20 protein-coding genes are annotated in these 20,541 nt (G+C 62.0%); 12 read left to right on the plus strand and 8 right to left on the minus strand.

The genetic code is table 11. From position 1 onward, the window contains the following. Positions 1–22: 22 nt before the first annotated feature. The 3 genes from HBO19_RS22145 to HBO19_RS22155 form a co-directional block, all read right to left on the minus strand. On the minus strand, positions 23–805 hold the full coding sequence (locus HBO19_RS22145; RefSeq protein WP_169955707.1) for an OmpA family protein: 783 nt from the start codon (positions 803–805) through the stop codon (positions 23–25). Between the two features lie 54 nt (positions 806–859). After that, the gene (locus HBO19_RS22150) at positions 860–1,285 is read right to left on the minus strand and encodes a DUF4398 domain-containing protein (protein ID WP_029300159.1); all 426 of its coding nucleotides are present in this window, start codon (positions 1,283–1,285) and stop codon (positions 860–862) included. A gap of 293 nt (positions 1,286–1,578) precedes the next feature. Next, complete coding sequence (locus HBO19_RS22155) at positions 1,579–1,923, minus strand: hypothetical protein (protein ID WP_057441782.1); 345 nt, start codon at positions 1,921–1,923, stop codon at positions 1,579–1,581. A gap of 184 nt (positions 1,924–2,107) precedes the next feature. On the opposite strand from HBO19_RS22155, the gene ppc reads away from it, so the two are divergent. The 7 genes from ppc to HBO19_RS22190 all read left to right on the plus strand — a co-directional run bounded on the left by ppc (position 2,108) and on the right by HBO19_RS22190 (position 9,483). Then, positions 2,108–4,753 carry a phosphoenolpyruvate carboxylase gene (gene ppc, locus HBO19_RS22160; RefSeq protein WP_170058320.1) on the plus strand — a complete coding sequence of 882 codons (2,646 nt, stop codon included), beginning with the start codon at positions 2,108–2,110 and terminating at the stop codon, positions 4,751–4,753. A gap of 293 nt (positions 4,754–5,046) precedes the next feature. Beyond that, on the plus strand, positions 5,047–5,694 hold the full coding sequence (adk, locus tag HBO19_RS22165) for an adenylate kinase (protein ID WP_169955709.1): 648 nt from the start codon (positions 5,047–5,049) through the stop codon (positions 5,692–5,694). Between the two features lie 90 nt (positions 5,695–5,784). Further along, positions 5,785–6,468 carry a tRNA (adenosine(37)-N6)-threonylcarbamoyltransferase complex dimerization subunit type 1 TsaB gene (tsaB, locus tag HBO19_RS22170; protein WP_169955710.1) on the plus strand — a complete coding sequence of 228 codons (684 nt, stop codon included), beginning with the start codon at positions 5,785–5,787 and terminating at the stop codon, positions 6,466–6,468. A gap of 279 nt (positions 6,469–6,747) precedes the next feature. Then, positions 6,748–7,068: a hypothetical protein gene (locus HBO19_RS22175; protein WP_169955711.1), complete on the plus strand. Its 321-nt coding sequence runs from the start codon at positions 6,748–6,750 to the stop codon at positions 7,066–7,068. Further along, positions 7,068–7,928 (plus strand): DUF72 domain-containing protein, encoded by an 861-nt coding sequence (locus tag HBO19_RS22180; protein ID WP_169955712.1) that lies wholly within the window; start codon positions 7,068–7,070, stop codon positions 7,926–7,928. The genes HBO19_RS22175 and HBO19_RS22180 overlap by 1 nt, the downstream gene beginning before the upstream one ends. Before the next feature lie 25 nt (positions 7,929–7,953). Beyond that, complete coding sequence (locus tag HBO19_RS22185) at positions 7,954–8,781, plus strand: isocitrate lyase/phosphoenolpyruvate mutase family protein (RefSeq protein ID WP_170042937.1); 828 nt, start codon at positions 7,954–7,956, stop codon at positions 8,779–8,781. Between the two features lie 3 nt (positions 8,782–8,784). Continuing rightward, positions 8,785–9,483: an extensin family protein gene (locus HBO19_RS22190; RefSeq protein WP_170042936.1), complete on the plus strand. Its 699-nt coding sequence runs from the start codon at positions 8,785–8,787 to the stop codon at positions 9,481–9,483. Positions 9,484–9,486: 3 nt separating this feature from the next. Here HBO19_RS22190 and HBO19_RS22195 read toward each other — a convergent pair whose 3' ends face one another. Next, complete coding sequence (locus HBO19_RS22195; RefSeq protein WP_170058321.1) at positions 9,487–10,107, minus strand: energy transducer TonB; 621 nt, start codon at positions 10,105–10,107, stop codon at positions 9,487–9,489. A 95-nt stretch (positions 10,108–10,202) separates the two neighbouring features. Here HBO19_RS22195 and HBO19_RS22200 point away from each other — a divergent pair, with 95 nt between their 5' ends. After that, positions 10,203–10,985: a class I SAM-dependent methyltransferase gene (locus HBO19_RS22200; protein ID WP_170058322.1), complete on the plus strand. Its 783-nt coding sequence runs from the start codon at positions 10,203–10,205 to the stop codon at positions 10,983–10,985. A gap of 94 nt (positions 10,986–11,079) precedes the next feature. Here the strand turns inward: HBO19_RS22200 and HBO19_RS22205 are convergent, their stop codons facing one another. Further along, positions 11,080–11,715, minus strand: a complete 636-nt coding sequence (locus HBO19_RS22205; protein WP_169955717.1) for a TetR/AcrR family transcriptional regulator — start codon at positions 11,713–11,715, stop codon at positions 11,080–11,082. A 92-nt stretch (positions 11,716–11,807) separates the two neighbouring features. On the opposite strand from HBO19_RS22205, the gene HBO19_RS22210 reads away from it, so the two are divergent. The 3 genes from HBO19_RS22210 to HBO19_RS22220 all read left to right on the plus strand — a co-directional run bounded on the left by HBO19_RS22210 (position 11,808) and on the right by HBO19_RS22220 (position 16,304). Beyond that, a complete protein-coding gene (locus HBO19_RS22210; protein WP_170042934.1) occupies positions 11,808–12,911 on the plus strand; it encodes an efflux RND transporter periplasmic adaptor subunit in 1,104 nt (367 codons plus the stop codon). 6 nt (positions 12,912–12,917) lie between these two features. Continuing rightward, entirely contained in the window at positions 12,918–15,983 is a 3,066-nt protein-coding gene (locus tag HBO19_RS22215) for an efflux RND transporter permease subunit (RefSeq protein ID WP_170058323.1), read from the plus strand. 138 nt (positions 15,984–16,121) lie between these two features. Continuing rightward, complete coding sequence (locus tag HBO19_RS22220; protein WP_169955720.1) at positions 16,122–16,304, plus strand: hypothetical protein; 183 nt, start codon at positions 16,122–16,124, stop codon at positions 16,302–16,304. Between the two features lie 71 nt (positions 16,305–16,375). Here the strand turns inward: HBO19_RS22220 and HBO19_RS22225 are convergent, their stop codons facing one another. Genes HBO19_RS22225 through plsB form a run of 3 tightly spaced genes read right to left on the minus strand, consistent with a single transcriptional unit; the run spans position 16,376 to position 20,045 of the window. Then, the gene (locus tag HBO19_RS22225; protein ID WP_169955721.1) at positions 16,376–17,062 is read right to left on the minus strand and encodes a DUF4197 domain-containing protein; all 687 of its coding nucleotides are present in this window, start codon (positions 17,060–17,062) and stop codon (positions 16,376–16,378) included. A gap of 25 nt (positions 17,063–17,087) precedes the next feature. Further along, complete coding sequence (locus HBO19_RS22230; RefSeq protein WP_170058324.1) at positions 17,088–17,489, minus strand: YbaY family lipoprotein; 402 nt, start codon at positions 17,487–17,489, stop codon at positions 17,088–17,090. A gap of 51 nt (positions 17,490–17,540) precedes the next feature. Further along, on the minus strand, positions 17,541–20,045 hold the full coding sequence (gene plsB, locus HBO19_RS22235; protein ID WP_170058325.1) for a glycerol-3-phosphate 1-O-acyltransferase PlsB: 2,505 nt from the start codon (positions 20,043–20,045) through the stop codon (positions 17,541–17,543). Positions 20,046–20,223: 178 nt separating this feature from the next. On the opposite strand from plsB, the gene HBO19_RS22240 reads away from it, so the two are divergent. Then, positions 20,224–20,433, plus strand: a complete 210-nt coding sequence (locus HBO19_RS22240; protein ID WP_003189131.1) for a cold-shock protein — start codon at positions 20,224–20,226, stop codon at positions 20,431–20,433. Positions 20,434–20,541: the final 108 nt, after the last annotated feature.

Raw genomic sequence — 20,541 nt, forward strand, 5'->3', positions numbered from 1 at the left:
TTTAGCGGTGTACGTCAGTCGGTTACTGAACCGAAGAACGTGGCTTGACCGGCTGGTTGTCGTTGGAGATGGTCACTTCAACGCGACGGTTCATGGCGCGGCCCGAAACGCTTGCGTTATCGGCAACCGGGTATGCCTTGCCGTAGCCAGCAGTCACGATGCGGCTTGGGTTAACGCCCATCTTGATCAGTGCAACCTGCACCGAAGTAGCACGGCGCTCGGACAAGGTCTGGTTGTAGGCATCGCTGCCGGTGCTGTCGGTGTAGCCTTCGATAATGACTTTACGATCTGGGTTTTCCTGGAGGAATTGCGCCAGTTTGTTGATGTTCACCAGGCCGCTGGATTTCAGGTCGGCCTTGTTGGTGGCGAACAGCACATCACCAAAGGTCACCAGGGTCCCGCGTTCAGTCTGCTTGGCGTTCAAGCTGTTTTGCAGCTGCTTGATCTGCGCGTCGCGGGCTTCGAGCAGGGCGCGGGCACGTTCGTCGCCGGCGTTTTTCAGCTTGGCTTCGGACTCGCGCAGGGCGATGGTGTCCTTGGCCACTTCAACGCGCTGGTTGGTCAGGTAGGCCAGTTGGTCGACCTTCTTCTCGTCTTCCTTGTCGCGGTACGCCTTGTCGGCCTTGTCCAGCCATTCGCTGGCGTCCTTGGTTTCCAGGGCGGCGATTTTGGTCGCTTGCGGGTTGGCTTGCAGGGCCGAGAAGTTGGTCCGTGCGTTTTCCAGGTTCGCGTTAGGCGGGGTGGAGCAAGCCGCCAATGCAACGCTCATCGCCAGCAGGGCAGGGATCATCAATTGTTTACGCATAGTGGTGTCGTCCTTTCAATTCGATTTCGGGTGCGATGCAAACAAGGGCGCTGCTTACTTCTGCTGGATCACAGCAGGACGCATGCCTTCGTTACGCAGCTCCTGAACAGCCTTCTGGGAATCCTTCAGCGCCAGGTCGGCCTTGGCAGCCTGGGCCTTGCGCTCTGCAACGCGAGCGTCCCACTCAGCCTGTTCGGCCAGACGACGGGCTTCGTCGTACTTCTTGTCGTGCATGGCCAGCTCGGCTTGCTTGAGCTTGTCCTGGGCAGCTTTCATTTCCACGGCAGCGTATTCGGTACCGCCAGCGCTTACAGCGCTGTTCACGGCCGATTGGGTCACCGCGTACTGCTCGGTCGGCGGGTTGCCGGCGCAGCCCGCGAGGACGAAGCTGGTGCCGATTGCCAACGCGGCCAATTTGAGCCCGCGCAGGTGGTTAAACGAGGATTTGGCAGTGCTGGTCTTCATCGTCTTCAACTCCATTGGATAACTCCAGAAAAACATCAAATCCATCTACGGTGTTCAGCGTCTGCGTTTTGGCGGTGAAGCTCAGTGTGCCTTTTCAAACGCCTGTTCCAAGTGATGGCTTACTGGCTGTGACCCGAGGCTTTTTTGAATAGTTCAGCCAAAGATGGCGATTTGCCCGAAAAAACATCTGAACAAATCTGACTGAGTGGTCAGTGTTTAAAAATCGGAACTTTTGCCATCCATAGCGGTATGCCGGGCCTATGAAAGGCCCGGTACGCTGGGGAATGGTTTTTTTCAGCGGATGTTTATCAGTGTTTCTGATCGTCAGGCGTGGCTGACATATCGTGCAGGTAGCGCCGTGACAACGACAGGAAGCGCGGTGTGGGGCCGACGTCTTCATACAACGGGTCACCCTCTTCATCAGTGGCAACCACATGCTGGCCCCGGATATAGGGAAAGCTGGCTTCCAGCTCTTCCAGGGCGGCGCCGATCAACTCGCCGAGCAATTCCTCGGTGCTGCGCTTGGGGTACATCTCGCGGATGGCCGCCAGCCGTGCGGCGGCCTCGACATCCAGGTGGATGGCATATTCGGTCTTGGTCAGGCGACCCTTGGCGGTTTCTTCCCATTGCTGGGCCAGTTCTCGGATTTTCATGGCAACCTCAGTGATGCCCAGGGTAGCGGGCGGTGATGAGTGACCGGTCGCGGCGTGGATAACGCGACGACGTATCCTTGAGACTAGCTGCAACCGCCAAGGTTTAAAGTTCCTTGTAAGAGCAAGGCTTGATCGGCACTCTTAAAGATCAAAGCGTCCCGGATTCCTGGCTGGAGATTGGCTGATGAGCGATATCGATGCACGTTTGCGTGAAGATGTTCACCTGCTGGGTGAACTGTTGGGCAACACGATTCGAGAACAGTACGGTGATGAGTTCCTCGCCAAAATCGAGCAGATCCGCAAGGGCGCCAAGGCCGATCGCCGGGGCGGGGCAACCGAGGCGGCAGCTGGCGAAGAGCTCAGCGCCAGCCTCAACCAGTTGCAGGAAGACGAGCTGTTGCCGGTGGCACGTGCGTTCAACCAGTTCCTCAACCTGGCTAATATCGCCGAGCAGTACCAACTGATTCACCGGCGCGATGAATCCCAGCCCGCCCCGTTCGAGTCGCGGGTACTGCCCGAGCTGCTGGCGCGCCTGCAGAGTGAGGGCCATAGCAGCGAATCCCTGGCCCGGCAGTTGGCGCGGCTGGAGATCGAACTGGTGCTCACCGCCCACCCTACCGAAGTTGCGCGCCGCACCCTGATCCAGAAATATGACGCCATCGCCGCCCAACTGGCGTTGCAGGATCACCGTGACTTGACCAGCGCCGAGCGCGAGCAGATTCGCCAGCGCTTGCAACGGCTGATCGCCGAAGCCTGGCACACCGAAGAAATCCGCCGCACCCGGCCCACCCCGGTGGACGAGGCCAAGTGGGGCTTTGCGGTGATCGAGCATTCGCTGTGGCACGCCATCCCCAACTACCTGCGCAAGGCCGATCACGCCTTGCACGCCGCGACCGGCCTGCGCCTGCCCCTGGAGGCGGCACCGATCCGCTTTGCCTCATGGATGGGCGGTGACCGTGACGGCAACCCCAACGTGACGGCGCCCGTGACTCGCGAAGTATTGCTGCTGGCGCGCTGGATGGCCGCAGACCTGTATTTGCGTGACATCGATCACCTGGCATCCGAGCTGTCGATGCAGCAGGCCAGCCCCGAGTTGCAGGCCAAGGTCGGCGAGAGCGTCGAACCTTATCGGGCCTTGCTCAAGCAACTGCGCGAACGCCTGCGCGCCACCCGCAATTGGGCGCACGCGGCGTTGACCGCCAGCCTCCCGGCGCCGGCTGATGTGCTGCAAAACAATCGCGACCTGCTGGAGCCGCTGGAGCTGTGCTACCAGTCCCTGCACGCCTGCGGCATGGGCGTGATTGCCGACGGCCCGCTGCTCGATTGCCTACGCCGTGCGGTAACGTTCGGCCTGTTCCTGGTGCGCCTGGATGTGCGCCAGGACTCCAGCCGTCACTCGGCGGCGATGACCGAGATCACCGACTACCTGGGCCTGGGCCGCTATGAGGATTGGGACGAAGACGCGCGCATCACCTTCCTGATGAAGGAGTTGGCCAACCGTCGCCCATTGTTGCCAGGCTATTTCAAGCCGTCGGCCGACACCGCCGAAGTGCTCAATACCTGTAAGGAAATTGCCGCCGCGCCAGCCGCATCCCTGGGTTCCTACGTCATCTCCATGGCGGGTGCGGCATCCGATGTGCTGGCGGTGCAGCTGCTGCTCAAGGAGTCCGGGGTGCAGCGGCCGATGCGTGTGGTGCCGCTGTTCGAGACCCTGGCCGACCTGGACAACGCCGGCCCGGTAATCGAGCGCCTGTTGCTGCTACCGGGCTATCGCGCGCGCCTGCAAGGCCCGCAGGAAGTGATGATCGGCTATTCGGACTCGGCCAAGGACGCCGGCACTACCGCTGCGGCCTGGGCGCAGTACCGGGCCCAGGAACGGCTGGTGGATATCTGCCGCGAGCAGCAGGTGGAACTGTTGTTGTTCCATGGTCGTGGCGGCACCGTTGGCCGTGGCGGTGGCCCGGCCCACGCGGCGATCCTGTCGCAGCCACCGGGCTCGGTAGCCGGGCGTTTTCGCACCACCGAGCAGGGCGAGATGATTCGCTTCAAGTTCGGCTTGCCGGATATCGCCGAGCAGAACCTCAATCTGTATCTGGCCGCAGTGCTGGAGGCGACCTTATTGCCACCGCCGCCCCCGGAGCCGGCCTGGCGGCATTTGATGGACGAATTGGCCGCCGATGGCGTCAGCGCCTATCGCGCGGTAGTGCGGGAAAATCCGCAGTTCGTCGAGTACTTCCGCCAGTCCACGCCCGAGCAGGAACTGGGCCGCTTGCCCCTGGGCAGTCGCCCGGCCAAACGCCGTGCTGGGGGCATCGAAAGCCTGCGTGCGATCCCGTGGATTTTCGGCTGGACCCAGACGCGCCTGATGTTGCCGGCCTGGCTGGGCTGGGAAGCGGCATTGAGCAAGGCCCTGGAGCGGGGCGAAGGCGAGTTGCTGGGGCAGATGCGTGAGCAATGGCCGTTCTTCCGTACGCGCATCGACATGCTGGAAATGGTCCTGGCCAAGGCCGACGCCGATATCGCCCGCCTGTATGACGAGCGTCTGGTGCAGCCGGACCTGCTGCCATTGGGTGCGCATTTACGCGACCTATTGTCGCAGGCGTGTGCCGTGGTGCTTGGCCTGACCGGGCAGTCGCAACTGCTGGCCCACAGTCCCGACACCCTGGAGTTCATCCGCCTGCGCAACACCTACCTTGACCCATTGCACCTGCTGCAGGCCGAGTTGTTGGCGCGGTCCCGCCAGCAGGAAGCGACACAGGACAGCCCTCTGGAACAGGCGCTGCTGGTGTCCGTGGCCGGTATTGCCGCCGGGCTGCGTAATACCGGCTGACATTTGTCGCGTGTTCTCAAGGGCTTGCACGCAAAACCGCCGGTTGACCCGAAAGGGCTCTGCCGGCGGTTTTGGGTTTGGGTTGCACCAAGGGATACCGCGACCAAAAGGCTTGTGTGGGGCGGGTTCTTCCGACTTTTGGCGGCTTGTGTGGTTAGGGCTCGCTGTGTATCTTGATCAGCCTTTGGCCGTTTGGGCGGCCTGGATTCGTATTTTTACGAGCATATTCTACGAGATTGGCCCCACGCGGCGAATCCGAGCGTCATCTCTATAAAAAATTGAGGAGCACATCGATGCGCGTCATTCTGCTGGGAGCTCCCGGGGCCGGTAAAGGTACTCAGGCAAAGTTCATCACTGAAAAGTTCGGCATTCCACAAATCTCCACGGGCGACATGCTGCGCGCCGCCGTCAAGGCCGGTACCGAGCTGGGCCTGATCGCCAAGAGCGTGATGGACAGCGGTGGCCTGGTCTCCGACGACCTGATCATCAACCTGGTCAAGGAACGCATCAGCCAGGAAGACTGCAAGAACGGTTTCCTGTTCGACGGTTTCCCACGCACCATTCCCCAGGCCGAAGCCCTGGTGAAGGCCGGCGTCGAGTTGGATGCCGTGGTCGAAATCGCCGTTGAAGACGAAGAGATCGTCCAGCGTATCGCCGGTCGCCGCGTTCACGAAGCCTCGGGCCGCGTCTACCACATCGTCTACAACCCGCCAAAAGTGGCTGGCAAGGATGATGTAACCGGTGACGACCTGGTGCAGCGCAAGGACGATACCGAAGAAACCGTGCGTCATCGCCTGTCGGTCTACCACTCCCAGACCAAGCCGCTGGTGGACTTCTACCAGAAGCTGTCGGCTGCCCAGGGCAAACCGAAATACAGCCACATCCCCGGCGTTGGCTCGGTGGAAGCCATCACCGCCAAGGTGCTGGAAGCGCTGAACTGATCTGACGATCGGCGTGATGTTCAACGGCCCGCTTGCGGGCCGTTGTTGTTTATACTGGCGCACTTTTTTTCGATTTGGACACCCACACCGATGAGCACCCTGCTGGCCCTGGACACCGCGACTGAAGCTTGCTCCGTTGCCCTGCTGCATAACGGCAAGGTCACGAGCCACTATGAGGTGATCCCGCGCCTGCACGCGCAAAAGCTGCTGCCGATGATCAAGCAGTTATTGCTCGATGCCGGCACCACCTTGTCGGCGGTGGACGCCATCGCCTTTGGTCGTGGCCCGGGCGCGTTCACCGGCGTGCGCATCGCCATCGGGGTGGTGCAGGGCCTGGCGTTTGCCCTGGAACGGCCAGTATTGCCGGTGTCCAACCTGGCCGTGCTGGCCCAGCGCGCGCTGCGTGAGCACGGCGCGGCCCAGGTCGCGGCAGCCATCGATGCGCGGATGGATGAGGTCTACTGGGGTTGCTACCGCGAGACCGCAGGCGAAATGCGCCTGGTCGGCGTTGAAGCCGTACAGCCGCCCGAGGCCGCCGCGTTGCCGGCCGATGCCAGTGGCGACTGGTTTGGTGCCGGTACCGGTTGGGGGTATGGCCAGCGGATCGCCGTGCCCACGATGGGCCAGGATGCCACGATGCTGCCCCATGCCGAAGACCTGCTGGCCCTGGCGCGTTTTGCCTGGGAACGCGGCGAGGCGATTCCCGCCGACCAGGCCGCCCCGGTGTACCTGCGCGATAAAGTGGCGCAGACCAAGGCCGAGCGCGGGCTCTAGGCTTATTGCGGTTAGCCTCTAATGTGGGAGCTGTCGAGCCCCAGCGAGGCTGCTATAGCGGTGTGTCAGGTGCCATGAATAGTGGCAGTGTCGCCGCCATCGCAGCCTCGCTGGGGCTCGACAGCTTCCACCGTTGATCGCCGGCAATTGGCGCCAATCGTCAGAATTTGCCCCCGGTTTTAAACCTTTGCCCGTTTATGTGTTCTAGTTATCACCAGAGCATTTGCGCGCCAAGGAAAGTGCCGCTAAATTGCCATCATTGATCACGGATCTGCATGCATGCGTATAGACGGCTTTTCCTCCCAGTCCTACCCCCTCAAGCGCAAGCCACGCAAGGCGAACGTGAAGGTAGACGAGTCCGTCGAAGAATCCCCCGATTTTATTGAAATCCAGCCCGAAACCTCCCAGGGCGCAGCGGTTTCCGCCCGTGCCCAAGGTGCCAGCGGTGCGCGTATCGGCGGCGTTCCGGCCCGCCAGCAAGACATGGTCTTCCCGCGCTCCATGAGCAAGAACGTCGCCACGGCCCTGGCCAGCTACCTGACCACAGCAGGCTTTGTCGATTGGGATATGGAAGTGCTGGGTCTCGATATCCACATCTGATGTTGCTGCCTTATTTCCTCGGTTGCCCGTCCTGGAGTGAAAACGCCTGGCGCGAGTACCTGTATCCGCAAGACGCCCGCACCACAGATTTTCTCGGGCTGTATTGCCAGGTGTTCAATGCCTGCGAAGGCAACACCACGTTCTATGCGCGGCCCTCCGTCGCGACTGTGCAGCGCTGGGCCGAGATCATGCCCGCGCACTTTCGCTTTACCGCCAAGTTTCCCGGTGATATCAGCCACAGCGCTGACCTGCGCGAACAGTTGCCCGCCGCCGAAAGCTTCCTCGGTTTGATGAGCCCGCTGGGCGAGCGGGTTTCGCCACTGTGGCTGCAACTACCGGCCAGCTTCACCCCGCAACGGCTGGGGGAACTGGCAGGGTTTATCGACGGCCTGGAGCGGCCATTGGCGGTGGAGGTGCGTCACCGCGAGTTCTTCGCCAAAGGCGATGCCGAGCGCAGCCTCAACCGCCTGCTGCGTGACCGTGGTGTCGAGCGGATCTGCCTGGATCCTCGGGCGCTGTTCAGTTGCACGTCCACCTCGGCGGCGGTACTCCACGCCCAATCGAAAAAGCCCAAGGTACCGCCCCGGCCTGCGGCGTTGACCCAGTTTCCCCAGGTGCGTTTTATCGGCCACCCGGACCTGGAAGCCAACGATCCGTTCCTGGTGCCGTGGGTTGAAAAGGTCGCTGGCTGGATCGAGGAGGGCCGCACGCCCTATGTGTTCCTGCACACCTCGGACAACCGCCTGGCGGCCCAATTGGCCATGCGTTTTCATCAGCAATTGATGGTGCGATTGCCTGGGTTGCCGGCGTTAGCGCAGTTGCATCGGGAGCCCGCTGTGGAGCAACTGGGGTTACTCTAGGGTTCTTTTATGCCTGGAGTCAGTCATGGATGCCCAAACCCTTCGCGCCGAATCCTTTCGAGCCCTGCACGAGCGTGACCGTGCATTCGTGATGCCCAACCCGTGGGACGCCGGTTCCGCCAAGATGCTCGCCAGCCTCGGCTTTGAAGCCCTGGCCACTACCAGCGCGGGTTTTGCCTTCAGTCTGGGGCGTCCGGATGCCGAAGGTGCGCTGTCGCTGGAGGACACTTTGGGCAACGCCGGGATGATCGTTCAGGCCACCGCGCTGCCGGTGGCGGCGGACCTGGAAAACGGCTTCAGCGATACGCCTCAAGGTTGTGCCCAGAGCCTGTTGCGGGCCGCCGCTACCGGCATCGTCGGCGGTTCTATCGAAGACGCTACGGGGATTGCGGTCGACCCGATCTACCCCTTTGATCTGTCTGTTGAACGCATCGAGGCTGCCGTCGCTGCGGCGCGCAGCTTGCCATTCCCCTTCATGCTGACGGCCCGTGCGGAAAACCTCCTACATGGTCGCCTGGATTTTCCCGACACTATTCGCCGTTTGCAGGCCTACGCCGAAGCGGGCGCCGACGTGTTGTATGCTCCGGGCCTGCGCAGTGCTGAGGAAGTACTGGCGGTGGTGCGGGCGGTGGCGCCAAAACCGGTGAATGTGCTGATGTCAGGTGGCCTCAAGCTCTCGGTGGCGCAACTGAGCGAGATGGGCGTCAAGCGCATCAGCGTTGGCTCGGCCATGGCCCTGGCGGCCTACGGGGAGTTCTTCAGGGCCGCGCGGGAGGTTCAGGAACTGGGAACCTTCACCTTTACCGAGCGCTCGATGCCGTTCAGCCAGGCAAATCAGTTGTTCAAAGGTTGAGTCGTGGCTTTTTTCAAAGTGTTGGGGGTGTTGCTGCTACTCGCGGGCGGCCTACTCGTAGGCATCTGGCGCGGCTGGGTGCCGTTGCCCGCCGAATGGAACCCCTGGGCGCCCTTGGATGTGCGCGCCGTGCCCAACCTGCTGACGCGGTTCAAACTCGGACGGTTGCAGGATGATCCGGCACTGTGCGACCAGGTGCTGAAAACCTCCGGGCTGCGGGTCAGCCATCAGGCGGACAGTCCCGCTGATGCGGCTTGCCCACTGCGCAATACCCTGCGGGTGCAGGGCGCGCAGGTGGGTTTGAGTAGCAGCTTTCTCGCCAGTTGCCCCTTGGCGGTGGCGTTTGCCCTGTTCGAGCGCCACAGCTTGCAGCCGGCCGCCCAGGCGGTGTTTGGCCAGGCGGTGACGCGGGTCGATCACCTGGGCAGTTTTGCCTGCCGCAATATGTATGGGCGTGCCGAAGGGCGGCTCAGCCAGCACGCCTCGGCCAATGCCCTGGATATCGCCGGGTTTCGCCTGGCGGATGGGCGCAGTATCAACGTGCTGAAGGATTGGCCTGGAGAGGGCGCCAACGCGCGCTTTTTGCGTCAGGTGCGCGACCGTGCGTGCAACGATTTCAACGTGGTCTTGAGCCCGGACTACAACGCTGCCCATCGCAACCATTTCCATCTGGACATGGGGCGTTGGTGGGTGTGCCGCTAAGGGTCAGGCCGCCAGGCGCAGGTTGTTGAGGATCAGTGGGCGGGCCCAGCCGCAATCGAAGTCCAGGGCCTTTTGCTGCTGCACCAGTTCTTCATTCGGATACGGTTCGGCCGCCGCTGGCAGCAGGTCCAGTTCGAACTCGGCAATCGGCAGGAACAGCGGCTTGGGTTGTGGCGCCGGGCCTGGCTCGGGCAGTGGCTGGCCAGCGGTCAGGACGATCGGGCGTACCCAGCCGCTCTCGAAGTTCTGCTGGCGTTGCTGGGCGACGATTTCATCATCCGGGAACGGCACGGCCGCGGGTGGCAGCAGGTCCAGCTCGAATTCGGCAATCGGCAGGAACAGCGGTTCAGGCGGGGCGACCTCGGTGTCCTGGACGTCGCAATGACGTTGGGTAACGATTTGGGTCAGCAGGTCGCTGCCGGCGCTGGGTTCGATCGAGGCATCCACCGGCACCGGATCTGCGGCCAGCTGCGCACCTGGCTCCTGGCCAAGTTGCTCGGCCAACGCCCGGGCGAAGAAGTCCTGCCACACATGACTGACGCCGGCCAGCGCTTGGGTATTGCGCAGGCCGAAGTGGTTGTGGGTCGGCAGGACACCGGTGAATAGGGAATGAATGTCTGACATTTCTCTCGGTCGACGCTCAGGGTCTGGCAAAATGCCTGATCCTTTTTTATCGGCCGCTTTTTGCCGATCCTTAATATTTTTGAGCGTAGTAAACGATGAGCGAACAACCCGCGGCCAGCCGCATTCGGGTCGAGGCCTTGGCCGAAGGTTTCCAGGCCCGTGCCCAGTACTGGGCCGAGCAGCTCGGCCTGCCGTTGCAGCTGGCGGATGCCGATTTTGCCCTGCAAGTGGGTGAGCAAGGCCTGCAACTGCAACAGCTGGGTGCCGATGCGCCTGGGCCGGTGCGGGTGGATTTTGTCGAGGGCGGCGCGGCCCATCGCCGGCTTTACGGTGGTGGCAGCGGGCAGATGATCGCCAAGGCCGTAGGCGTGTCTCAAGGTGTGCGCCCCCGGGTGCTGGATGCCACGGCCGGCCTGGGCAAGGATGCGTTCGTGCTGGCCAGCCTGGGCTGCGAGATGAGCCTGATCGAGCGGCAACCGTTGATTGGTGCCTTGCTCGAAGATGGTCTGGCGCGTGGGGCCGATGATTTTGAAGTGGCGCCCATCGTTGGGCGGATGATCCTGCTCAAGGGCAACTCCATCGAGCTGATGCGTAACTGGGAAGGTGAGCCGCCGCAGGTGATCTACCTGGACCCGATGTTTCCCCATCGTGAGAAAACCGCCTTGGTGAAGAAAGAAATGCGCCTGTTTCGCCCGCTGGTGGGCGACGATCCGGATGCCCCGGCGTTGCTCGCGGCGGCTTTGGCCCTGGCCAGCCACCGGGTGGTGGTCAAGCGCCCGCGCAAGGCGCCGTGTATTGACGGGCCCAAGCCGAGCCACGCGCTGGACGGCAAATCCAGCCGGTACGATATTTACCCTAAAAAAGCGCTCAAGGCCTGAGGGCCCCGTCGCCGGCAAGCCGGCTCCTACAATAAACGCAATCACCTGTAGGAGCCGGCTTGCCGACGATGGCGTCAGATCGATCAACGACTGTTCAAGGTCGATACGCCCGCATAAACAACCCCACCACTTCCTGCACATGCTCTTCGGCGGCCGCTTCGCTCAAGCGGTCGCCGCAGCCATACAGCAAGCAGAAGTTCGCCGTGCCCTTGAGCAGGCAAAAGAAGTGTTCGGCTGCGGTAAACGGCTTGTCGATGCTCAGCGCACCGCTCTGGTTGATCTTGCCCAGCAAGCGCTCCATCCCCTGCAGCATCCGCATGGGGCCGGCTTCGAAGAAAATCTGCGACAGCTTCGGATCCTGATTGCCCGACGTCATCATCAAACGGTGCAGGTTCACCGACTCCTCACTGTTGATCAGCAGGTGAAAGCCCCGGGCGATGTTGAGCAGCACCTTCTCCACCGGCACACCGTCGGGAAGCTCGAAATACATGACCGGCAGTTGCGCTTCGCACTTGGCCTCGACGGCGGCGGTGAATAGCGTTTCTTTGTCGGTGAAGTGGCTGTAGACCGTCAGTTTCGACACGCCAGCCTCAAGGGCCACGGCATCCATGCTGGTACTCGCATAACCATTGCTCAAAAACAGGATTTTCGCCGCGTCGAGGATTGCCTGGCGTTTTGCCATGTCCTTGGGGCGCCCGGGGCTATTGGTGTTTACAGGATTGTCGGACATTTTCACTTTAATACTGGACTGGTGAGTTTGGTATTAATAACATACCGGCCAGTATAATTATTCCAAGCACCATTTGCGAAAGGTCCTTCAGCATGCGCAGCATCTTCCTGCACCTCGCGTTGCCTGCGAGCCTTGCTCTTTTACTGGCTGCCTGCGGCCATGAAGAAGCGGCCCAAACCACCGTCCGCCCGGCCATGGTGGTGCAGCCACAACCCTCTGCGTTGGCAATGGACAGTTATCCAGGCGAGGTTCGTGCCCGGTATGAACCGGACCTGGCCTTTCGCATCGGCGGCAAAGTCAGCCGTCGTCTGGTGGAGGAGGGCGAGCGCGTCAAGGCCAACCAGCCGCTGGCGGAGCTCGATCCCCAGGATGTGCGCCTGCAACTGCAGGCTACCCGTGCCCAAGTCACGGCGGCCGAGGCCAACCTGAGCCTGGTGCGGGCCGAGCGTGATCGCTACAAGACCCTGATGGACCGTCAGATGGTCAGCCGCTCCCAGTACGATAATTCCGAAAACCTCTACCGCGCAGGCGTCGCCCGCTTGCAGCAGATCAAGGCAGAATTCGACGTGGCCAACAACCAGGCTGGCTATGCCGTGTTGCGCGCGCCCCAGGACGGGGTGGTGGCCAAGCGTGCGGTGGAAGTCGGGCAAGTGGTGTCTGCGGGGCAGACCGTGTTCACCCTGGCTACCGATGGCGAGCGTGAAGTGTTGATCAGCTTCCCGGAGCAAAGCTTCGGCCGCTTCAAGGTCGGCCAGCCGGTCTCCGTGGAACTGTGGAGCCAGCCCGACCAGCGTTTCGAGGGGCGTATTCGCGAGCTGTCGCCGGCAGCCGATCCCAAGTCACGCACCTTCGCCGCCCGCGTCGCCTTCAACGCCGGCAAAGTCCCGGCCGAGCTGGGGCAGAGTGCGCGGGTTTTCATCCAGGCTGACGGCGTGGTTCCGTTGTCGGTGCCGCTGTCTGCCCTCAGCGCAGAGAACGGTGCGTCCTACGTCTGGTTGGTCAAGCCGGATAACACCCTCAAGCGCACAGCGGTGCGCATCGGCGCCTTCGGCGAAAAAAGCGTGCCGGTGCTCGAAGGCCTGACCCCCTCCGACTGGGTGATTGCCGCCGGTGTGCATGTGCTCCATGAGGGCCAGCAAGTACGCCCGGTGGATCGCTCCAACCGGGTGGTGAATCTGGCGGCCAACAAGGAGTAGTCCCCGATGGGTTTCAATCTTTCCGAATGGGCGTTGCGTAATCGCCAGATCGTACTGTTCCTGATGCTGCTGCTGGCCGTTGTCGGTACGTTGTCCTACACCAAGCTGGGGCAAAGTGAAGACCCGCCGTTCACCTTCAAAGCCATGGTGATCAAGACTAACTGGCCAGGCGCCACGGCCCAGGAAGTCTCGCGCCAGGTCACCGAGCGTATTGAAAAGAAACTGATGGAAACCGGCGAGTACGAGCGCATCGTCTCGTTCTCCCGCCCGGGCGAATCCCAGGTCACGTTTATGGCGCGGGACTCGATGCACTCGGCGCAGATTCCCGACCTGTGGTACCAGGTGCGCAAGAAGATCAGCGATATCCGCCAGACCCTGCCCCCGGATATCCAGGGCCCGTTCTTCAACGATGAATTCGGCACCACCTTTGGCAATATCTACGCCCTGACCGGCGAGGGTTTTGACTACGCCGTGCTCAAGGACTACGCCGACCGCATCCAGATCCAGCTGCAACGGGTGCCGGATGTGGGCAAGGTCGAGCTGCTGGGGTTGCAGGACGAGAAGATCTGGATCGAGCTGTCCAACCTCAAGCTCGCCACCCTCGGCCTGCCCCTGGCGGCGGTGCAACAGGCGTTGCAGGAGCAGAACGCGGTGTCCACCGCCGGCTTTTTTGAAACCCCGAGCGAGCGCGTGCAACTGCGGGTGTCGGGTAACTTCAAGGCGGTGGAGGAAATCCGCGATTTCCCGATCCGCGTGGGCGGCCGCACCTTCCGCATTGGTGACGTGGCCGAGATCCACCGTGGCTTCAACGACCCGCCCGCGCCGCGTATGCGCTACATGGGTGACGATGCGATCGGCCTGGCCGTGGCCATGCGCGATGGCGGTGACATCCTGGTACTGGGCAAGGCCCTTGAGGGCGAATTCGCACGCTTGCAGAAGAACCTCCCGGCAGGCATGGAGCTGCGCAAGGTGTCGGACCAGCCCGCGGCGGTGAAGACCAGCGTGGGCGAATTCGTCCAGGTGCTGGCCGAAGCATTGGCGATTGTATTGCTGGTGAGTTTCTTCTCCCTCGGCGTGCGTACCGGCATGGTGGTGGCCCTGGCGATTCCGTTGGTGTTGGCCATGACCTTTGCCTGCATGTATTACCTGGGGATCGGCCTGCACAAGATCTCCCTGGGTGCCTTGGTATTGGCTTTGGGCCTGCTGGTGGACGACGCGATCATCGCCGTGGAAATGATGGCGATCAAAATGGAGCAGGGCTACGACCGTCTCAGGGCCGCCAGTTTCGCCTGGACCAGTACGGCGTTTCCGATGCTTACCGGTACGTTGATCACCGCAGCCGGCTTCTTGCCGATTGCCACCGCGCAATCGAGTACCGGTGAGTACACCCGCTCGATCTTCCAGGTGGTGACCATCGCGCTGCTGGCCTCGTGGGTTGCCGCCGTGGTGTTTGTGCCGTACCTGGGGGAAAAACTCCTGCCGGACTTGGCGAAGATTCATGCGGCCAAGCACGGCACTGATGGCCCGGATCCTTACGGCACGCCGTTCTATCAGCGCGTAAGGCGCTGGGTGGAATGGTGCGTGCGCCGGCGCAAGACCGTGATTGTACTGACCGTGCTGCTGTTTATCGGCTCGGTGGCGCTGTTCCGCTTTGTCCCGCAACAGTTCTTCCCGGCGTCCGGGCGCCTGGAGCTGATGGTCGACCTGAAACTGGCGGAAGGCGCCTCGCTGAGCAACACCGCCGATCAGGTCAAGCGTCTCGAAGGCTTGCTCAAGGCGCATGGGGGGATCGAAAACTACGTGGCCTATGTCGGCACCGGTTCACCGCGCTTCTACCTGCCGTTGGACCAGCAGTTGCCGGCGGCCAGCTTTGCCCAGTTCGTGGTGCTGGCCAAGACCATCGAGGAGCGCGAAACCCTGCGCACCTGGTTGATCGAAACCCTCAACGAGCAATTCCCCGATCTGCGTTCGCGGGTCACCCGCCTGGAGAACGGCCCGCCGGTTGGCTACCCGGTGCAGTTTCGCGTGACTGGCGAGCACATCGAAGAAGTGCGGGCCCTGGCGCGCAAGGTCGCGGCCAAGGTGCGGGAAAACCCCCACGTGGTGAATGTGCATCTGGACTGGGAAGAACCGAGCAAGATCGTCTACCTCAATGTCGACCAGGACCGCGCCCGCGCCTTGGGGGTGAGCACGGCCAACCTGTCGAAATTTCTCCAGAGCTCCCTGACCGGTTCCAGCGTCAGCCAGTACCGGGAGGACAACGAGTTGATCGAAATCCTCCTGCGCGGCACCGTGCATGAGCGCACCGAGTTGTCGCTGCTGCCGAGCCTGGCGGTGCCGACCGACAACGGCACCAGCGTGGCGCTGTCGCAGATCGCCACCCTGGAGTATGGCTTCGAGGAAGGCATTATCTGGCATCGCAACCGCCTGCCCACGGTGACCGTACGCGCCGATATCTACGGCAAGGAGCAACCGGCGACCCTGGTCCAGCAGATCCTGCCGACCCTGGCCCAGGTGCGGGCCGAACTGCCGGACGGTTACCTGTTGGACGTGGGAGGTACCGTCGAAGACTCCGCCCGTGGCCAGAACTCGGTGAAGGCCGGCGTGCCGCTGTTCATCGTGGTGGTGCTGACCTTGCTGATGCTGCAACTGCGCAGCTTCTCGCGCACGGCCATGGTGTTTCTTACCGCGCCCCTGGGGCTGATTGGCGTGACGCTGTTCCTGTTGGTGTTCCGCCAGCCGTTTGGCTTTGTGGCCATGCTTGGGACCATCGCGTTGTCGGGGATGATCATGCGTAACTCGGTGATCCTGGTGGATCAGATCGAGCAGGACATCAAGGCGGGCCTGGAGCCGTGGCAGGCGATTATCGAAGCCACCGTACGGCGCTTCCGCCCGATTGTCCTGACGGCGCTGGCGGCAGTGCTGGCGATGATCCCGCTGTCGCGCAGCGTGTTCTTCGGGCCAATGGCGGTGGCGATCATGGGCGGCTTGATCGTGGCCACCGCCCTGACCTTGCTGTTTTTGCCGGCGTTGTATGCGGCGTGGTTCCGGGTCCAGCCTAAGTCGGCGTAAACCTGCGTAAAGCGGCTACACGGTTCAGGAACTGTTTCTTGCGTGCCTGCCACTCAGGGGTTACCTGGGTTGCAGGTGCCTTTTTCTGACAACGAAGTTGCTACAGGAAGAGGTTTAATTAGACGTGAGGAATGACCTATGGGCTTGTTTGCGATGGGTGGTATAGGTATTGGTATCGGCGTGATGCCGATGATGGCGTTCAAAATGGGCAAAAAGCGCAACAAGTGCAAGCCCCCCTGCAAGCCTACGCCATGGCAGCCGACGCTGCCGCGGCCTTGCGCGAGTAACGTCAAGTTCGAAGGTAAAATCACCTACGGCTGATGACGCCCCTGGTGCAGTAACACAAACGCCCCGATTTTTCGGGGCGTTTGTATTTGTGGCCGGCGATGGATCTACAGCGCGCCGAACACTTTCTTCGCCAGGCTGGTCGCGGCGGCTGCCGGGTTCTGGCGGATGCTTTCTTCCTGTTGGGCAATCATCTTGAACAGGCCGTCCAGCGCTTGTTCAGTCACGTAGTTTTCGACGCTGTCACTCTTGCCACCCAGCAAGCCCATGGGCGCTTTTTTGGCCAGCGCGTTGTACTGCTGGGCTACGCCGACCTTGTCCGTGGATTGCTTGACGATCGGCAGGAACTTGGCGCGGATCTGCTCGCGGCTGCTTTTGTCCAGATACTGGGTCGCCGAGTCCTGGCCGCCGCTGAGGATGCCCTTGGCGTCGCTCACGCTCATGTTTTTCACGGCGTTCACCAGAATCGGCTGGGCCTGGGTCACGGCGGATTCGGCAGCCTTGTTCATGCTGGCTTCAAGCTGGGTGATCTGATCGCCCATGCCGAGCATTTTCAGGGCGCCGGCGGCTTTTTCAAGCTTGCCCGGCAAACCGATCTTGACCTCGGGGTTGTTGCTGAAACCACCGGGAGCCCCCAGTTGCTTGACGGCAATCTGTGCGCCTTGGGTCAGGGCGTCCTTCAGGCCACCCGTGGCGTCGCCCTGGGACAGGTCACCGAGGGACAGGGCCATGGCGTTGGCGCCAAGCAGCAGGCCGGCGCACAGGGCGCTGAGGCGAAGAGAGTTACGGAGCATGGGCGCTTCCTTTTAATCGACTGGATCAGTGGGCAACGGCATCAACGCGCAGGCGAAGCGGCTGGGGATCCTGGCCGTTCAACTGCACCGAATGACGCTCGGTGGTAATAAACATTAGCTTGCCATCCAGCTCGATGCGAGCGCTGACCGAATAGCTGTGGCCAGGCTTGACCTGGGCCGGGTCGTAGCTCAGGTGGAAGGGCAGCGGCACCTGGCCGTTGACCGGGCCTTTCTGCTCGGCCAGGGTCACGGCGGGCGCATCGGCCAGGGACACGTCCATAAGGCTGACGCTCAAGGTGGCGGCCGGTGGCAGGGCGATGCGCTGCAGGTAGAACACTTCGCCATCAAGGCTGGCTTTGGGCGCAGGATTCATCGAGTGACAGGCTCCCAGCAGGGCGGTCAGGCCCAGGAGAATGATCTTTTTCATGGTACAGCTCCTTGTCGACGGCGCCAGAAACACCCTGGCGCCCTGGTAAATCTAGCGGGTTTCGTCCGGCTCGACGTCCGGCGCGGGCGCTTCGTCGTTGCGGTGCAGCGCCACCTGGCGGATCGACAGGCGAATCTCTGCGGGCAACACCCGTTTGGCGGCGCCTTCGGCCAATTCGCCGAGCAGGTCGTGGTAACTCAACTTGCCGGCTTCATCGCGGCGCAGCACATCTTGCTCGAGCAACGTCTGAATAAAATGTCGGAAAAGGCTCTTGTCGAAGAACTCCGGGGCATTCAGGCCATGCAGGATCGACAGGCGCTGGGCCATGACCGTGCACAGGTCTTCCAGCTCTTCGGCGCTGATGCTGTTCTGGCCGCTGTTAAGCAGCAGGGAAATGGCCATGTAGAAGCGTTGCAGGGTCTGGGCAATGCTCTTGGACAGCAGGGTCAGCAGCACAAAGTTGCGCGAGCTGGGCGCCGGGCGCAGGTAGATGTTGTTTTCAAAGCGCAGCAGGCCTTGTTCTACCAAGGCTTCGAGCCACTGGACGACCACCGCGTCGAGCTCGTCCAGGGACCAGCGGATAAACAACTCCGATTGCAGGTACGGATACAGCGCGCGGGTATAGCGCAGGATCTGTTCGCGGCTCATGCGCGAACTGCTCTGGAAGAAGCTGGCCAACAACGCCGGCAGGGCGAAGATATGCAGCACGTTGTTGCGGTAATAGGTCATCAGGACCGCGTTTTGCTCGTCCAGATAGAGGATTTTGCCCAGGGCATCACTCTGTTCGGACAGCAGGTGCATGTCCTTGACGTGCTTGATCAAGGCCTGGCCGTCACCCTCGGGCAACGTGGTATGGGGCGAGTAGGGCACCCGGCGCAGCAGCGCCAGGTACAGGTCCAGCACCCGGGCCATGGCCTGGTCGTCCAGGGCCAGGCGGCTGGTGGACAGTAGCGCCAACGCCACCAGGTTCACCGGGTTGATCGCGGCGGCCTCGTTGAGGTGCTGGGCCACGCGCTCGCCGAGGCGGTTGGTGGTCTCGTTGAGCCAGGCGGGCTTGTAGTTGGGCGCCAGCTCCTGGGTACGCCAGTCCGGTTGCTCGTGGTCGAGGAACTCCGCCAGCTTGATCGGCTCGCCGAAGTTGACCGCCACCTGGCCAAAGCGCTGCTTGAGCGCGCCAATGACCTTGAAGATATCGAAGATCGACTCTTTCTTTTTCGTCGCCCCGCGCAATTCGCCCAGGTAGGTGCGACCTTCCAGCACCCGCTCGTAGCCGATATACACCGGCACAAACACGATTGGCATGCGCGAGGAACGCAGGAAACTGCGCAGGGTAATCGCCAGCATCCCGGTCTTGGGCTGCAACATGCGCCCGGTCCGTGAGCGGCCGCCCTCGACGAAGTACTCCACCGGGAAGCCTTTGGTAAACAGGGTGTGCAGGTATTCGTTGAACACCGAGGTGTACAGCGGGTTGCCCTTGAACGTGCGACGCATGAAAAACGCCCCGCCCCGGCGCAGCAGGCTGCCGATCACCGGCATATTGAGGTTGATCCCGGCGGCGATGTGCGGCGGGGTCAGGCCGTTCTTGAATAGAAGGTAGGACAGCAGCAGGTAGTCGATGTGGCTGCGGTGGCAAGGCACGTAGATCACTTCGTAGCCCTGGGCGACCTTTTGCACACCTTCGATATTGTTGACCTTGATCCCGTCGTAGATTTTGTTCCAGAACCAGCTCAGCACCACTTCGAGGAAGCGGATGGCGGTGTAGGTGTAGTCCGAGGCGATCTCATTGCCATAGCGCAGGGCCTGGGCCTTGGCTTTTTCCGGGGTGATTTTTTCCCGCTCGGCCTCGTCGAGGATCGCCTGGCGCACCAGTGGCATGTTCACCAGGCCCTTGACCAGGTTGCGCCGGTGGGACAGGTCGGGGCCGATCACCGCGGTCTTCAGGTTGCGAAAGTGTACCCGCAGGATCCGTTGGGCCATGCGCACCGTACGTTCGTGACCTTTATTGTGCTCGATCAATTCACGCAGGTTGATTGGCGCAGAGAATTGCACCCGGGTCTTGCGCCCCAGGATCAGGATGCTCAACAGCCGGCGCAGGCGCCCGGTGACTGCCCAGCTGTCGGCGAACAGCAGTTTCCAGGGGCTCGACTCGCTGGCCGGCGATTGGCCCCAGAACACGCTGACCGGGATGATCTGCGCGTTTTCTTCGGCGTGCTCGGTCAGGGTGTTGACCAGGCGCGTCAGGGTCGGCGGCGCGCCACGCTTGTCCTGGCGGCCGAGCCAGTCCGGGTCGGGGGTCAGGTAAAAGAACGCCGCCGGCTCCATCAACGGGCCAACGGCCACTGGCAGCACCGGGCGCGGCAGGCCGGCCTTGGTGCACTCGGCATCCACCACGGCCAGTTCGGTCAGGGAGGGTGATTGCAGAACGTAGAACACCGGCCGGCTGCGGTCCAGGTTAAGGGTGAGGGACGACTGGTTGATCGTCTCCGAGCGAACCCAGAGGTACAACAGTCGGCGCAAGGTGCCAAATACCAGACGGCGGAACGGGGAGCGGGTCATAGGCGTGCTGCTTTGAGTGGAAAAAACCGAGCAGGCGCTCGGGCGGGTAGTGTGCCGTATTCGCCGAAAATCGGCAAAAAGCAGCGAAGTAAAGTTGAGTTGATCGTTTTTGAGCCTGTCTTATACTCGGCAGTTCAATGCGACTGACTCAACAATAAAAACCAGTGGGAGCAAACAGATGACAACGCGCGAAACCGGCAATGTGAAGTGGTTCAACGACGCCAAGGGCTATGGCTTTATCCAGCGGGAAGACGGCAAGGATGTGTTTGTGCACTACCGCGCCATCCGTGGTGAAGGCCACCGCTCCCTGGCCGAGGGCCAGCAGGTGGAATACGCCGTGGTGACCGGCGAGAAGGGCTTGCAGGCGGAGGATGTGGTCGGTCTTTAAGGCAGATTTCTGCAACGCCGCTGAACCCATGTGGGAGCGGGCTTGTGTAGGAGCTGGCTTGCCTGCGATAGCATCACCGTGGTCTGACAGAGAGACCGAGGTGCCTGT

Source organism: Pseudomonas sp. WS 5021, from assembly GCF_012985535.1.
Classification (GTDB): domain Bacteria; phylum Pseudomonadota; class Gammaproteobacteria; order Pseudomonadales; family Pseudomonadaceae; genus Aquipseudomonas.